A 16609-nucleotide genomic window follows, 5' to 3' on the forward strand; every position below is an offset into this window, starting at 1 on the left:
ATTTTTAATGATAATTTGGATAATACAATGAGTTATACTACTTTTTCTAGTAAAAAAAATAATCAATTAAAAGAACCTATGTTTTTTGGCCAATCTGTTAATATTTCTCGTTATGATCAACAAAAATATATTTTTTTTGAAAATTTAATTGAAAAACAATTAAGTTTTTTTTGGAGACCTGAAGAAATAGATATATCATATGATCGTATTCATTATCAAAATTTACCAGAACATGAAAAACATATATTTATTAGTAATTTAAAATATCAAACTCTATTAGATTCAATTCAAGGAAGAAGTCCTAATATAGCATTACTTCCTCTAATTTCCATACCAGAATTAGAAACCTGGGTAGAAACATGGTCATTTTTTGAAACAATACATTCTAGATCTTATACTCATATAATTAGAAATATTGTAAATGATCCATCAATAATTTTTGATGATATTGTTATAAACAATAATATTGTTCTTAGAACACAAGATATTATTAAATATTATGATGAACTTATTGAATTAACAAATTATTGGCATTTATTTGGTGAAGGAGTTTTTAAGTTTAATAAAAAAAAAATTGTAATTAATTTATATAATTTAAAAAAAAAATTATATTTATGTTTAATGAATATTAATATTTTAGAAGCAATTAGATTTTATGTAAGTTTTGCATGTTCTTTTGCATTTGCTGAAAGAGAGTTAATGGAAGGTAATGCAAAAATTATTAGACTTATAGCTCGTGATGAATATTTACATATGATTGGAACTCAATATATATTAAATATTATGCAAAAAGGAATAGAAGATAAAGAAATGGCAAAAATTGCTGTTGAATGTAAAAAAATATGTTATCAATTGTTTCTTGATGCTTCTATACAAGAAAAACAGTGGGCTGAATATTTATTTTCTAACGGAGTGATGATAGGATTAAATAAAAATATTTTATGTAAATATATTGAATATATTACTAATATCAGAATGAAGAAAGTTGGATTAAAAAGTCCATTTTCAATAACTAAAAATCCTATTCCATGGATTAATTCTTGGCTAATATCAGATAATGTTCAGATGGCTCCTCAAGAAGTAGAAGTAAGTTCTTATTTAGTAGGTCAAATTGATTCCACAGTAAATATTAAAAAATTTAAAAATTTTAAATTATAATTTTATTTATTTAAATACGACTGTTATAAATTAATTTATATAACAGTCAGTTATGTAATATTTAATATTATATATTAATTATCTATTTAATAAAAAAATATATAATATAAATAGATATAATTAATAAAATAAAACAAGAAAATTTTTCTTTATTATTTAATAATAAAATTTTTTTATTCGTTAATTTAGTTAATATTAAAAATATTAAACCAAAAGTATATAAAATTAATGAAAATAATAAATTTAACCATCCTGCTGCATATAATAACCAAATAGTATAAATACAAGAACCTAAACTAATCAATAAGTTATATTTGTTAAATTTTTTAAAAGATATTTTAAATAAATATGCTCCAACTAAAAAATATGGTATTAATATCATTTCTGATGCAATAGTTAATAAATTATTATAATTTAATTTAGTTAACCAAATTATTATTAAAAATAATTGTATACTAATATTAGTAAACCATAAAGCATATGATGGAGATCTATTTTCATTTTGTTTAGATAATATTATAGGAAATATTTTATTTTTTGCTGCTATACATGGCACTTCAGCAGCCATAATTGTCCAACTAAAATATGCTCCACATACTGATATAATTAAGCCTAATAAAGTAAATAAATTACCCCATTTCCCAATTAATATTGTCATAATTCCAGCCATTGATGGATTTGTCATACTGGCTAGATCTAATCTATTCATAATACCAAAAGGTAATAAAGTTACTAATAAATATATAGATAATGCAATTATTATTGCTAAAAATGTTGCTTTTTCTATATCTTTCTTATTTTTAGCTTTAGAAGATAAAAGTACGGCACCTTCTACACCAATAAATACCCATAAAGTAATTAACATAGTATTTTTAATTTGTTCCCATAAAGGAACATTTAAATTAATTCCTATTAGATCTATGTTAAATTTTTTTATATTAAAAGCAATTATTGATAAAAATATAAAAATAATTAAAGGAATTAATTTACACAATGTTGTTATTATATTAATAATTGATGCAGTTTGTGTTTCTTTTAATAATAAAAAATGAATTAACCATAATAGAATGGAAGCTCCTAATATAGATTGCCACGTGTTACCATTTCCAAAAAAAATATAACTTGGAGTATCAATAAAAAAACTAATCGCAGAAAACATAATAACTAAATAAGTAACATTAGCAATTACGGCACATAACCAATATCCCCATGCTGAATAAAAACCAATTAATTCTCCAAATCCATCTTTAGCATATGCGAACAAACTTCCTTCAAAATTTGGCTTTAATTGATTTAATAATAACATAGTTTTTGCTAAAAAAATAATTCCAAGTCCAGTAATAATCCATCCTATAATTAAAGCAATAGGACTTGCAATTACTGCCATATTCTGAGGTAAGCTAAATACTCCTGCACCTAACATAGAACTAAGTACTAATGATGTAAGTGCTATAAGATTTAATTTTTTATTCAAAATAATTCCTTTAAATTATATAAATTATAAATTTTTTAATCATTTATTTAAATATTAAATTATAAAATGAAAATTTTTTAAATTTACAAAAATATTTTTACAAAAAAATTTATAATAAATAAAAATAATTTTATTAAAATATATTTTTTATACTGGATTATATATGTCAATAAAGTTAGTTTTTAAATTAAATTTATTTTTTAACCATTTACCTAACATAATTACACCTCCTTTTTCAGTTGCATGATGTCCTGCACTAATAAAATGTATATCATATTCTCTTGCAATATGAATATTCATCTCTGATACTTCTCCTGTAATAAAAACATCTATATTAAAATCTACTACTTCTTCAAAAAATTTTTGTCCTGCTCCACTACACCAAGCTACTTTATGAATTTTTTTAAATTTATTTTTACCAAAATATAATGGAGTACGATGTAATTTATTTGTAATTTTTATAATAAAATCTTTTATATAAATTTTTTTTTTTAAATATCCGTAAAAAATAAAATTATTTATTTTACCATGTATATTTATATCTAATAAATTTGCTAAATAAATATTATTTCCTATTTTAGTATTTAAATCTAAAGGTAAATGCCAACTATATAAATTAATATGATTAATTAAAATTGTGTATATTCTTTTTTTTTTATGACCCCTAATAATAGGAGATTCATTTTTCCAAAAATATCCATGATGTACTATAATAGCATCTGCTTTTAATTTAACAGCAAAATTTAATAATTTTTGACAAGCAGTTACTCCCAGTATAATATTTTTTATATATTTTTTACCTTCTATTTGTAACCCATTAGGTATATAATCTTTTATATTTAGTTTTGTATCTAATTTATTATTAATAATAATTTCTAATTGTTTATTATTTATCATATATGTTTTTTATAATTTATATATATTTAATTTTTATTTTAAAATTTTATATTTTTTTATTTTAAAAAAAAATATTTTTATTATAATAATTATAAATTTAAAATATTAAATTAAATCTATGTTTGTTATTAAAATTAAAATTTCTACATTTAATTTATAATTTATATTATATATGAGGAATTTAAATGTTTACTAACTTAAGTAATAAATTATCTAAAACATTATTAAAAATTAGAAACTATGGACGATTAACAGAAGAAAATATAAAAAAAACTTTAGATGAAATTTATATAAATTTATTAGAAGCTGATGTAGCTTTAGAAGTTGTTAAAGATTTTATTAATAAAATTAAAAAAAAAGCAATTGGAACAAAAATTAATAATAGTTTTACTCCAGGACAAGAATTTATAACATTAGTGAAAGAAAATTTGATTCAAATAATGGATTCTTCAAATAAAAGTATTAATATAGCTACACAACCTCCAGCAGTAATATTATTTACTGGATTACAAGGAGTAGGTAAAACAACAAGTGTTGTAAAATTAGCTTATTTTTTAAAAAAAAAATATAAGAAAAAAATTATTGTTGTATCTACGGATATATATAGACCAGCAGCTATACAACAATTAAATATTTTATCAAAAAATGTAAAAATAGATTATTTTGATGTTAATCAAAAAAATTCTCCAATAGAGATATCTAAAAAAGTATTACATTATGCTAAAATCAATTTTTATGATATACTTATAGTTGATACCGCAGGAAGATTACATATTGATAATATAATGATGCAAGAAATAAAAGATATCCATAAAACACTTAATCCTATAGAAACAATATTTGTTATTGATGCAATGACAGGACAAGATTCAATTAATAGTGCTAAAAAATTTAATAAAATATTACCTATAACAGGAATTTTTTTAACTAAAACTGATAGTGATACTAGAGGTGGTGCAATCTTATCAGTTAAATATATAATAAAAAAACCAATAAAATTTATTGGTACTGGAGAAAAAATTAATAATATGGATGTATTTTCTCCTGAAAAAATTACATCTAAAATATTAGGCATGTCTTCTGAATTATCTATTATTAAAAATATACAAAAAACAATTAATTTTAAAAAAAATAAAAATTTAATTAAGAAATTACAAAATAAAAATAATCTAGATCTACAAGATTTTATAGATCAATTAGAACAAATAAAAAAAATAGGTAGTAAAAATATAAACATCTTATTAAAAAAAATGAAACTAAATAATATACAATATTTGTCACATCCTATAATAAATATTATTAATATAGATGATCAAACTATTAATGATATAAAAACTATAATGAAATCAATGACTAAGTTAGAAAGAAAAGATATTAATATAATTAATTTTTCTAGAAAAAAAAGAATATCTTCTGGTTCTGGTATACCTATTACAAAAATAAATATTATCATAAAATATTATAATCAAATAAAATTAATTACAAAAAAAATGAAAAAAAATAATAATATATATAAAATAATAAATAAAATTAAAAAATTTATAGGGAAAAAATTCTTTTAAAATTTAAAATATGAGGAAAATAATTATGGTTATAATTAGATTAACTAGAAAAGGAATAAAAAAAAAACCTTTTTATCAAATAATTGTCACAGATAATAGAAATGCTAGAGATGGACGTTTTATAGAAAAATTAGGTTATTTTAATCCATTTAATTTTAATGATAATAAAAAAAAAATAATTTTTAATAAAGAAAGAATTGATTTTTGGTTATCTAAAGGAGCTACTCTCTCTAAAAGAGTATATAATCTATTAAAATAATTTTTATTATTAAATAATAAATATGTTGAAAAAAAAAATAATTTTAGGACAATTTGGTAAAATTTATGGTATAAAAGGTTGGATTAAATTATTTTCTTATACTGAAAAAAAAATAAATATATTTTTTTATAAAAATTTATTTGTTTTAAATAATGAGAAAAATATTTTTTTTATAAAATTTAATAAATATATATGTCGAAAAAATTATTATATTGTTCAAATTAATCATTTATCTGATAATAAAGATGTAATTAATTTTATTAATCATAAAATTTATATATTTAAATATAATTTAATTAAATATAAGAATAAAAATGAATATTTTTGGAATGATATAATTGGATGTAAAGTTTTTAATATTAAAAAAATTTATTATGGTGTTATTATTAATATTATAGAAATAAAAATTCATGATGTTATTGTAATTAAATCTAATTATTTAAATATAAATAGAAAAAAAAATATATTAATTCCTTTTATTAAAAATAAAATAATAAAAAACATAGATTTAATTAATAATTTTATAGAAGTAGATTGGTATTTATAATTTTATGTATGGTATATAAAAATTATTATGTTAATTAATATTATTAGTTTATTTCCTGAGATGTTTCAATCAGTTTTTAATTATGGTTTAATTAATAAAAGTATTAAAAAAAAATTATTAAACATTAATTTTTTTAATCCTAGAGATTTTACTGATACCAAAAATAGTAAAGTAGATGCTTATATTTATGGAGGAGGAGATGGTGTAATATTAAGAGCAGAACCATTAATAAAATCTATTTGTCAAGCAAAATTAAAAATGAAAAATAATACTAAATTAATTTATTTATCTCCTCAAGGAAAAAAAATTAGTATATCTCTTATTAAAAAATTATTATTATATAATAATATAATATTAATTTGTGGTAGATATAAAGGTATAGATGAACGTATTATTCAGAATTTTGTAGATGAAGAAATTTCTATAGGAGACTATATTGTTAGTGGTGGAGAATTACCTGCTATGATTTTAATAGATATATTAGTAAGACAAATTCCTGGAGTATTAAATCATATATCTTCATGTTATACTGATTCATTTTTTAATAATGGTTTATTAGAGGCACCTAATTATACTCGTCCTAGAGTATTAAAAAATTTATTAATACAAAAAAAAGTTCCTTCTATATTATTAGAAGGAAATCATCAAAAAATCCAAGAATGGAGATTAAAACAATCATTAGGTATTACTTGGATAAAAAGGCCAGATTTATTAAAAAAAAAAAAATTAACTAAGAAAGAAAAAATTTTATTTAATGAATTTAAAAATTCTTATTTAAAGAAAAATAATTTTTTGGGAGAAAAAGATGAATAATATTATTAATTATATAGAACAAGAACAAATGAAAAATTATAAAAAATTTCCTTTATTTCGATCTGGAGATACAATAAAAGTAAAAATATGGGTTGTTGAAGGTTCAAAAAAAAGACTTCAAAATTTTGAAGGAGTTGTTATTTCAATAACTAAAAAAAATAGTTTTAATTGTTCTTTTACTGTTAGAAAATTATCTAATGGTATCGGAGTTGAACGTGTTTTTCCTTTATATTCTAAAATAATTGATTCTATTCAAATAGAAAAAATAGGTTACGTAAAAAAATCTAAATTATATTATTTACGTCAATTAACAGGAAAATCAGCACGTATTAAAGAAAAAATTAATATTAAATAAATTTTTTTTTAGTTATTTTTATAATTTATAATTTTTTTTTTTATATTAGAATATCTTTTAATTTTTAACTTTATTGAATTATAAAAAATTAATTCACTACTGTAAATTGTTATATTTTTTTTTGCTCTTGTAATAGCAGTATATATAAGTTCTCTTGTTAATAAAGGATATAATTTATTTGGTAATACTAAAGAAACATTTTTAAATTCTGATCCTTGAGATTTATGTACTGTTATGGCATATGCTATTTCGTATGCTGGTAAATTTTTAATGTCAACTATTGTATATTTTTTATTTGTTAATAAAAATTTAATTTTTAATTTTTGATTACTTTTATCTAAATAAGTAACACCAATATCACCATTAAATAAATTTAAAAAACTGTCATTTTGTGTAATAATAATTGGTCTTCCGATATACCAATTATTATTTTTTATATTATTATTTATTATTTTTCTATTAAAGAGTTCTTCTTCTATAAGAAAATTAATTTCATTTGTACCAAATAATCCATTTTTTACAGCACAGATTATTTGATAATCATTAAACTTATTTATAATTTTAGTGCTTTCATAAGTATTTTTATTTAAATAAATAAAATACTTTTCATATTCATTAATAAAATTATGTATCATTAATTTATATTCTTTAATATTAAGAATATTAATATAGTGTATATTATTAAATTTTTTTGATAAAAATAATTCTTTAATTCTTATAATATTTCCTTTTTTTATTGCAATTGCTAATTTATTAATTCCTGAATTAGTTTTATATCTATAATTATGTTTTAATACGGTAATAAAATTACGAAAAAAGAAAGCTTTTTTTTTAATATTTTTTTCTATTTGATTATTAATAATTATTTTTAACCAAGAAAAATATTCTTGTGTGAAAAAAAATTTTTTAAAATAACACAAATCTTTAAAAATATTTCCGTATTCTATAGAAGGTAATTGATGGTCATCTCCTAATAAAACTAAATGACTTTTTTTAGATAATGTTTTTAAAATAATATACATTAAATTAGAATCTATCATAGATGATTCATCTATTATTAATAAATTTATATCTAAAATATTAGTATTATTAAATGTATTTTTTCTAGTATATATACCTAATTTTAATAAACTATGTATAGTAGTTGCTTTGTCTGGAATATTTTTTTTTTCTTTCTCATTTATTTTTTCTTTAGGAATATTTTGAAAAAATTCATTTATAGATTCTGTTAATCTAACAGCTGCTTTTCCAGTAGCTGCAGCAACTTTTATTTTTAAAGTTTTTGAAAAAATTTTAATAAATGTAAATATTATTTTTGATATTATACTTGTTTTTCCTGTTCCAGGAGAACCAGTTATAATACTAATTCTGTGTGTTAATGAAGAAATAACAGATATTTTTTGTAATATTTCATTTTTTTTAAATAAAAAATTTAATATATTTTGAATTTTATTTTCTTTTATAAGAATATAATTATTTTTAGTAAAATTTTTAATTATAAAATTTTCTTCATCCCAATTTTTATATAAATATAAACAATTATTTTCCAATATAATGGGAGTAATTTTTTCCCCATTACTTACAATATCTTTATAAGATAATAATATTTTTTCCCAATTTGTAATTTTATTTATTTCTTGTATCTTTTTTAATAAAGAAAAATATTTTTTATTTTTAAAAACTATTTTTAAATATAATTTTGATATTGGTAAACAAACATTTCCTTTACCAATACTATTACTAAGTAAAGTAATAGCAAACATTAAAAGTTTTTGTTTTTTAGAAACAAATATAAGAGCAAAATATAAATCAATTAAACGAATAATTTTTATTTTACATAATTTTTTTAAAAAATTATACATTTTTTTTTATCATCAAATATTATTAAAATAAAATTAACAAAATAATTTATCTAATTTACTAATTATTTTATAAGATGGTTTAATTTCCCAAATACCATTTTTTTTTTTTTTATGAATTCCTCTAATATATAAAAATATAATTCCTCCAAAATTTTTTTCATAATTATAATTATTAATACGATAATTTAAATATTTATGTAAAGCTAAAGTATAAATATGATATTGTATATCATAACGATTTAAACATATATCTTTTTCAAGATATTTTTTTTGATAGTATTTACTATTATATCCTAACCAATTAGTTTTATAATCTATAATATAATATTTTGTATTCCATAATAAAATTAAATCTATTATTCCTGTTAAAAATCCTTTAATTTTTTGAAAATTTAACTTAGGAAGTTTATTAGAAATAGAATCATATTTATTTATAATATTATTAAATTCTTCAAAAAAAAGGAAATTTTTTATTGATAAGAAAAATTCAAATTCTGTTATTTTATTTTCATTATTTATTTTATTTAAAATGATTTTATTTTTACCTAATGGTGTTTTTAAAATATTATTTAACCAATTAGTTAATATAATATTCCAGGAAAAATTAATATTTTTTTTAATTAATTCTTTTTTAATAAAATTTCTTGTAATAGATTTTGTAAAATCTAATTTTTCAAAAATATTATGAATCATAATTCCTATATTTTTCCCAATAGGAAAAGTATATTGTGTTTTTTTTATATTTGTTTGATTAAAATTTAAAAATTTATATTTATAACTATTATTATTGAAATAATTAAAATTACAACTTTGTTGTTTTTTTATTTTTGAATAACTTAATAATATTTTATTTATATAATCATAATTTTCATTTTTAAATTTAAATAAAGATTTTTTTTTTTTATTTGTTTTATATATATTTTTTAATTTTAAAATTTTTTTTTGTTTTATATTTTTAATACAAATATCTTTATTTTTTAAACTATGTAAAATTTTTTTAAAATCTATATTAGATATATTATTTTTTTTTTTAATTAAAAAATTTAAAGAAGTAGTATATAACGAATATAGATTTTGTTGTTTTAAATTATTAAATTTTATATTAGCAATACCAATACTACAATGAAATATAGATCTTGTTAAAGCTACATATAATAATCTTAAATTTTCAGAAAGTGATTCTTTTAAAAATGATTTTATACTTTTATGATTTTTTTCAAAATCTATAGTTATTTTAAAATTTTGTTCATCATAAAAAATTATACCATTATCATTTATTAAGTCTAAAGTATTTGAAGCAATAAATGGTAACCAAACAATAGGAAATTGTAAACCTTTTGATTGATGTATTGTCATAATTTTTATTTTATTCACATTATCATATAATTTATTTTGTTTATTTAATAAAATTTTATTAGGATATGTAATTTGTTGTAATAACCATTTTATTATTGCTTTATTATTTTTTTTATTAAAACATGAAATTTGTATTAGTTCACCTAAATATAAAATATTAGTTATTTTTTTTTTTTGAATAGAATTTAAAATATTTTTTTTAAAAAAAGTATCTTTTATAAATATTGTTTCTAACATATTTAAAATACCTTTTTTTTCCCAAATAAATTTATATTTATTAAATTTATAAATTATTTTTTCAATAAAAGATTTTTTTTTATTGCTATCAAAATAGCATAAATTTATGTTAAATAATTTTCTTGCTAGAAAATTTCTAATATTTTTTTTTTTATTAGGTTCTAAAATAGATGTTAATAGTATTAATAGTTCTTTAGCTTCTTGTGTTTTAAAAATATTATCAAATTTTGATAAATAAATATAAGGTAAGTTAAATTTTATAAATTCTTTTTTTAAAATATTATATTCATAACGATTACGAACTAAAACAGTTATATCTGAAATGTTGATGTTTTTATTTGTTCCATTTTTATTTAAAAAAGCTTTATTTTTTTGTCCTAAAATTATTAATTTATATATTTTATATGCACATTGATATGACATTTTTTCTTTATATGAATTTATACTAATTTCTTCATTAATATACCAAAAAGTAATACCAGATTTTATTTTATTATTTATAATAAAATGATAATTTAATTTTTGTGTTGTATAAAATATGGGATGAAAAATTATATTTTTAAATAAAAAAGGATATGATCTATTTGAAAATAATTTATTTACACCTTCAACCATTGTACTAGATGAACGCCAATTATTTTTTAATGTGTAACATTTTTTAATTTCAGATAAAGCTTTTAAATAAGTAAAAATATTAGCACCTCTAAAAGAGTAAATAGCTTGTTTAGGATCTCCTATTAATAGGATAATATTTTTTGGTTGATTCATATATATTTTTTTAAAAATATTATATTGTTGTTGATCTGTATCTTGAAATTCGTCTACTAAAATAACAGGGAATAAATTTCTTATATCTTTAGATATTTGATTTCCTAATGTACCATTTAATTCTTTATTTAAGATAATTAATAAATCATTAAAACTTATTTTTTTTGTTTTTTTTTTTTTTTTTTTTACATATTCATTTATATATTTTATAGCATTTAAAATGATTAAAAATTTTAAATTAATAATTTTATTTAAAAATTTTTCTATTATTTTAAATAAAATATGTTTTGGTATTTTTTTTTTATTAATAGTTTTATCAATTAAAATTTTTTGGGAAAATCTTAATAATTGTTTAGGATAATAATTATCTATAGTTTTTACAGAACTCCATATATTAATAATATCTATCCAATTATTTAATAATTTTTTATTATAAATATGTTTATTAACATCAGAATTATAAATATTATTTATTATAATATTTTTATATTTAATCCAAAATTTTTTTATTATATTAATATACTTTATATTTTTATAAAATTGTTCAGATATATTAATTTTTTTAAACAAATTTTTTATTATCGGTGTTGGTTTTCTTGATATAAAAGGTAATAATGAATTAAATAAATCACTAGGAGATTTCCAATAAAGAAGAATAATTTTAGTTATTTTTTTGGGTAATTTATAAAAATATTTTCTCCAAAAAATTATGGAAGCTTTTTTTTGTAAAATTAATTCATCATTAATTATTTTATTATTAAAAAAAAAATTATGAAATTCATAATTTTTTAAATTTATAATTTTTTGACAAAAAGAATGTATTGTGTAAATAGATGCATTATGGATATTTAATTCAGCCTTTAATAATAAATTAATAGCTAATTTTTTATCTTTAATCTTTTTTATAAGTTTATTTATAATATCATATTTACTTTTACCTTTTATACATCCTATACGTAATATATAAATACTTTTTTTTATTCTTTGATATAAATCTTGTATTGCAATATCAGTAAAAGTTACTACCAAAATTTGTTCTACAGTTAAAGGAAGAACATTATTATTTTTTTGATATATTCCTAAAAGCATTCTTAAATATATTATAATAATAGTAAATGTTTTTCCAGTGCCAGCTGACGCTTCTATAAGATATTCTCCTTTTAAATTTTCTTTAAATGGATTAAATTCTATAAATTTTATTATGTTATTTTTCATTATTTTATAATATTAATTTTAGTTAGCATAATACATTAGATCAAACATCCATTTTTGGATAAGTTTTGGCATTTGTAACCACTCTTTTTGATTTAAATTAAAATTTAATCTATTAAAATATAGATCATTAGATTCTCCTTGAGAATAATTATTTTTATACCAATAATAAAAAAAATTTTTTTTTGCTTTATTTTGAATATAATAATTATTATTAATACATTTTTTTTCTTTATCATAACAGGTATTTATCCATTTCCATGAACTTTGCATAGGTAACATAATAGGAGAATTCATACCAGATAAATAACCTTTGACATATTTTTTTAATAAAATGTAAGCTTTTTCTTCAGATAAATATTGAAAAATATATTTTGTATTTTTTAAACCAAATATTAATAAACTAGAATTAGCAGAAATATTATTTATACACAAAATTAAATGTTTTATCCATAAACTGATAATAGTTTTAATATCTATTATTTTAGGTTCAAATTTTATTAATTTATTAGTATTATAATTAAAATATTTTATTTTTCCTTTTATATTAATATTTAAAATTTTAAAGTTAATTTTCTTAATTATTTCTTTATACGTATATTTTTTAAAATTATTATTAAATATTTTTTTCATTTTATTTACTTTTTCTTCCCACCATATTTCTCCATGATATCCATAAGGTAAAATATTATTATTTAAATAATAATTATATAAATTATTAATATTTTTATTTAAAATTAATGAATATAATATTTTTTTATTTATTATATATTCTTGTAAATAATTAATATTAAATGGTTCTGTATTTAATAATTTAATTTGATTTAAATCTTGTAAATATATTTTTAATCTTTGATTAAAAAAACCTTTTATAGGATGTTTCCAAAAATTAATTAAATTATTAATTTTTATTTTTGTTATTTTAATAGGTTTTAAAATATTAATATTTTTATTATGTTTATTATTTTTTTTTTCATTTGTTGATAAAAAATTAAATTTATTTTTATAAATATATTTAACAATATAATCATTAATATTAATATTTTTAATATAATAGTTATTAGAAATATATTCTAATAATTCATTTACTATACTAGAAGAAATATTTTTAATATTATTTATTTTTTTATTATTAAAATAACTAATATATAATTTTTTTTCTGTAGACATTAATAATTTTAAAAAAAAATTTTTATCTTCATCTATATAATTTTTTTCTTCTTTATAAGGATAATGTTTCATTAAATCAAAAATAATAGGATATGATTTCTTTGGAAAATATTCATTATTCATACCTATTATAAAAACATCTTTAAAAGATATATTTTGAAATATGTTAAAAGAACAAAAATTTATTTTATTTATATGAAAAAAAAATTTTTTATGTTTTTGTTTAATTTCATATTTAATTTTTTCTATTATTATATCAATAGATATTTTTTTTTTATATTTTGATTCTAAACCATTTTCAATAAAAAATATGATTTTTTTTATAATATAATATATATTATTATATAAATAATTACTATATGGAAAAAAATCAGAATATAATTTTAATATTATTTCTTTCCATTTTTTTAAAAAATATTTTTTATGAAGTTTGTTTTTCCATTTTTCTAATTTAAATAAAAAATTAGTAAATTTACCAAGTAATTCTTGAGATAAACTAATAGAACCATTATAGGGAATAATATTTTTCCATCTTTCAGAATTAAAAACATAACCTAAGAACATACGATGTAAACCTAATTTCCATGTATATTGATCTTTAGTAAAAATAATTTTATTAAAATTTTTAAAATTTAAACCATATTTTATTCCTAATTTTTTAATCCAATAATTTAAATATTCTAAATCTTCTTTATTTAAAAGAAATTTTTTAGATATATATTTATCTTCTAATAAAAAAAAAATTTCTTCAGGAGTAAATTTTTTATAAGGTAATTCTAGTAAAAATAAAATTTTTTTAAAAATATTTAAATTTTTTATTTTATCAGGATTAGAACTTATATTAATAGGTAAATTACAATTTTTAAATATTGAATCAATAAATGGAATATATAATTTTAAATTAGGAGATACAACTACTATATCATGTAAAAAATAATGTTTATTTTTTTTTAAATTATACATTATATTATCATATAATAATTTTACTTCTGTATAAAAATCTTCACAAATATATATTTGAATAGATTTATCTACATAATTTATTTCTTTTTTTTTTTGATTATTTTTGTAATTTATTTGATTCTCATGTGAATATAAAATATCATTTTTAATATTATTTAATAAATTTGTTGCATTATTTTTTATAAAAACTTCAATAATTCTAGCTGGAAAATTTATTAATTTATTAATATTATTTAAATGATAATTTCCCCAAGAATATAATAATTTATTATAAAAATAATTTTCATTTTTAATATTAATATTTTCATTATATTTATAATTTGATATATTTTCCCAATAATATTTAGATGGACTATATATAAAAATATGTATTTCTATGTATTTTTCTATTTCTTTTAATAATTTTAAATATATTAAAGGAATATTTTGTATATCAAATATAAATATTCTTTCTGGTAAAAAATTATATTTAAAATTATTATTTTTTTTATATTTTTTATAAAATTTATATAATTTACCATAATTCCATAATGTTTTATTTAATTTATTTTTATAATATATTAATAATTCTTTCCATAATTTTGCTTGCCATATTTGATGTTTATCTGTTAAAGATGAAATAATTTTATTATGTTCCCATAATAGTAACCATTCTGGCTGATATTTTTGATATTTATCATATAAATTTTCTATTTGTATAGACAAATTAAATAAATAATTTAAATCTTTTATTTTATAAAAAAAATTTTTTTTAAAATAAGTAAATTCTGAAGTATATATTAATTTAGGAATAATTAATGCTATTTTCCAAATAATATTTTCTTTACATAAAAAATCATCTTTATCTATATTAGGTATTATTTTTTTAAATAAATTCCAAATAAATGTGTCAAAAGAAAAAAAATTAATATTACCATATATTCCTAATATATTTGAAAAATTTATTTTCATTAATTTAGAAAAATTTATATTATTACATATAATTATTTCTGATTTTAATGGGTTAATAAGTGGTTGTTTTAAAATTTGTATTTTTACAAGATTTAATAAGATATCTATATTATTAGAATTATAAGTTGTTAACATATTTAAATTATATTTTATTATTTAATTTTTTATAAAAAATAATTAATCCAAAAATTATCATTAGTATAGAAAAAAACTGTTCTATAGTAAAATAATAATAAAAAAAATAAAATTGTATATTAGGTTCTCTAAAATTTTCTACAAAAAAACGTATTATACCATAAAATAATAAAAATAAACTAGATTTATATCCTACAAAAAAATTTTTTTTAAAAATTACATTTAAAATAAAAAATAAAAATATACCTTCTAAAAAGAATTCATAAATTTGTGTAGGATGCCTAGGCAAATTACCATATTGTATAAATAATTTTTTGTATTTTAGGTTTTTTTGTATATAAATTAAATCTTTTTCAATTGAATTTGGAAATATAAAAGCCCATGAAACATTGGTAACTTTACCCCATAATTCACTGTTAATAAAATTACCAATACGTCCCATACCAATTCCTAATGGCACTATAGGTACTATAGAATCTGTTAATAATAAAAAATTTTTTTTTTTTTTATAAGCATAAATTACTAAAACTATAATAGTTCCTATTAAACCACCAAAAAATGACATACCTCCTTCCCATAATTTAATTAAAATAATTGGATTTTTTATAAAATCAGAAATATGATAAAATATTATATAACCTATTTTTCCACCCAATAATAAACCTATAAAACAATAATATAATAAATTATTATTTTTTTTAATATTTTTTATTTTAAATATATTTATTATAAATAAAAAATTAATTAAATATAAAATACTGTACCAATAAATATTTATTTTATTTATCTTTAAAAAGATTGGATTTATATTAGGAAATAAAAAATATTTTGTATTCATTTTTTATTATAAATTTATTTTATTTATAATAATATTATACAATATATTATTT

12 protein-coding genes are annotated in these 16609 nt (G+C 16.6%); 6 read left to right on the forward strand and 6 right to left on the reverse strand.

What is annotated here, in order from left to right:
• The first annotated feature begins 27 nt into the window (after positions 1-27).
• A complete protein-coding gene (gene nrdB / locus GJT90_RS01975; RefSeq protein ID WP_168920202.1) occupies positions 28-1158 on the forward strand; it encodes a class Ia ribonucleoside-diphosphate reductase subunit beta in 1131 nt (376 codons plus the stop codon).
• A gap of 82 nt (positions 1159-1240) precedes the next feature.
• On the opposite strand, the gene GJT90_RS01980 is transcribed toward nrdB, so the two are convergent.
• Both GJT90_RS01980 and GJT90_RS01985 read right to left on the reverse strand, forming a co-directional pair.
• Entirely contained in the window at positions 1241-2632 is a 1392-nt protein-coding gene (locus tag GJT90_RS01980) for a basic amino acid/polyamine antiporter (protein ID WP_168920203.1), read from the reverse strand.
• A 147-nt stretch (positions 2633-2779) separates the two neighbouring features.
• A complete protein-coding gene (locus tag GJT90_RS01985) occupies positions 2780-3529 on the reverse strand; it encodes a Nif3-like dinuclear metal center hexameric protein (RefSeq protein ID WP_425482525.1) in 750 nt (249 codons plus the stop codon).
• Between the two features lie 185 nt (positions 3530-3714).
• Here GJT90_RS01985 and ffh point away from each other — a divergent pair, with 185 nt between their 5' ends.
• Genes ffh through rplS form a run of 5 tightly spaced genes read left to right on the forward strand, consistent with a single transcriptional unit; the run spans position 3715 to position 7065 of the window.
• Complete coding sequence (gene ffh / locus GJT90_RS01990; protein WP_168920204.1) at positions 3715-5091, forward strand: signal recognition particle protein; 1377 nt, start codon at positions 3715-3717, stop codon at positions 5089-5091.
• A 25-nt stretch (positions 5092-5116) separates the two neighbouring features.
• Positions 5117-5350, forward strand: coding sequence for a 30S ribosomal protein S16 (gene rpsP, locus GJT90_RS01995; protein ID WP_168920205.1), 234 nt, complete (start codon positions 5117-5119; stop codon positions 5348-5350).
• A 22-nt stretch (positions 5351-5372) separates the two neighbouring features.
• Positions 5373-5897, forward strand: coding sequence for a ribosome maturation factor RimM (rimM, locus tag GJT90_RS02000; protein ID WP_168920206.1), 525 nt, complete (start codon positions 5373-5375; stop codon positions 5895-5897).
• Positions 5898-5924: 27 nt separating this feature from the next.
• Positions 5925-6710 (forward strand): tRNA (guanosine(37)-N1)-methyltransferase TrmD, encoded by a 786-nt coding sequence (gene trmD, locus GJT90_RS02005; protein WP_168920207.1) that lies wholly within the window; start codon positions 5925-5927, stop codon positions 6708-6710.
• Entirely contained in the window at positions 6703-7065 is a 363-nt protein-coding gene (gene rplS / locus GJT90_RS02010) for a 50S ribosomal protein L19 (RefSeq protein ID WP_168920208.1), read from the forward strand. The genes trmD and rplS overlap by 8 nt, the downstream gene beginning before the upstream one ends.
• An 8-nt stretch (positions 7066-7073) precedes the next feature.
• On the opposite strand, the gene recD is transcribed toward rplS, so the two are convergent.
• From recD to lgt, 4 genes are read right to left on the reverse strand one after another with little or no spacing between them, the layout of a single operon-like run.
• The gene (recD, locus tag GJT90_RS02015; RefSeq protein WP_168920209.1) at positions 7074-8927 is read right to left on the reverse strand and encodes an exodeoxyribonuclease V subunit alpha; all 1854 of its coding nucleotides are present in this window, start codon (positions 8925-8927) and stop codon (positions 7074-7076) included.
• A 33-nt stretch (positions 8928-8960) separates the two neighbouring features.
• Complete coding sequence (gene recB / locus GJT90_RS02020; protein WP_168920210.1) at positions 8961-12503, reverse strand: exodeoxyribonuclease V subunit beta; 3543 nt, start codon at positions 12501-12503, stop codon at positions 8961-8963.
• Between the two features lie 18 nt (positions 12504-12521).
• A complete protein-coding gene (locus GJT90_RS02025) occupies positions 12522-15719 on the reverse strand; it encodes an exodeoxyribonuclease V subunit gamma (protein WP_168920211.1) in 3198 nt (1065 codons plus the stop codon).
• Between the two features lie 7 nt (positions 15720-15726).
• A complete protein-coding gene (gene lgt / locus GJT90_RS02030; RefSeq protein WP_168920212.1) occupies positions 15727-16557 on the reverse strand; it encodes a prolipoprotein diacylglyceryl transferase in 831 nt (276 codons plus the stop codon).
• Positions 16558-16609 lie beyond the last annotated feature (52 nt).

Origin of the sequence: Enterobacteriaceae endosymbiont of Donacia dentata, from assembly GCF_012570745.1 — a bacterium.
Taxonomy (GTDB): domain Bacteria; phylum Pseudomonadota; class Gammaproteobacteria; order Enterobacterales; family Enterobacteriaceae.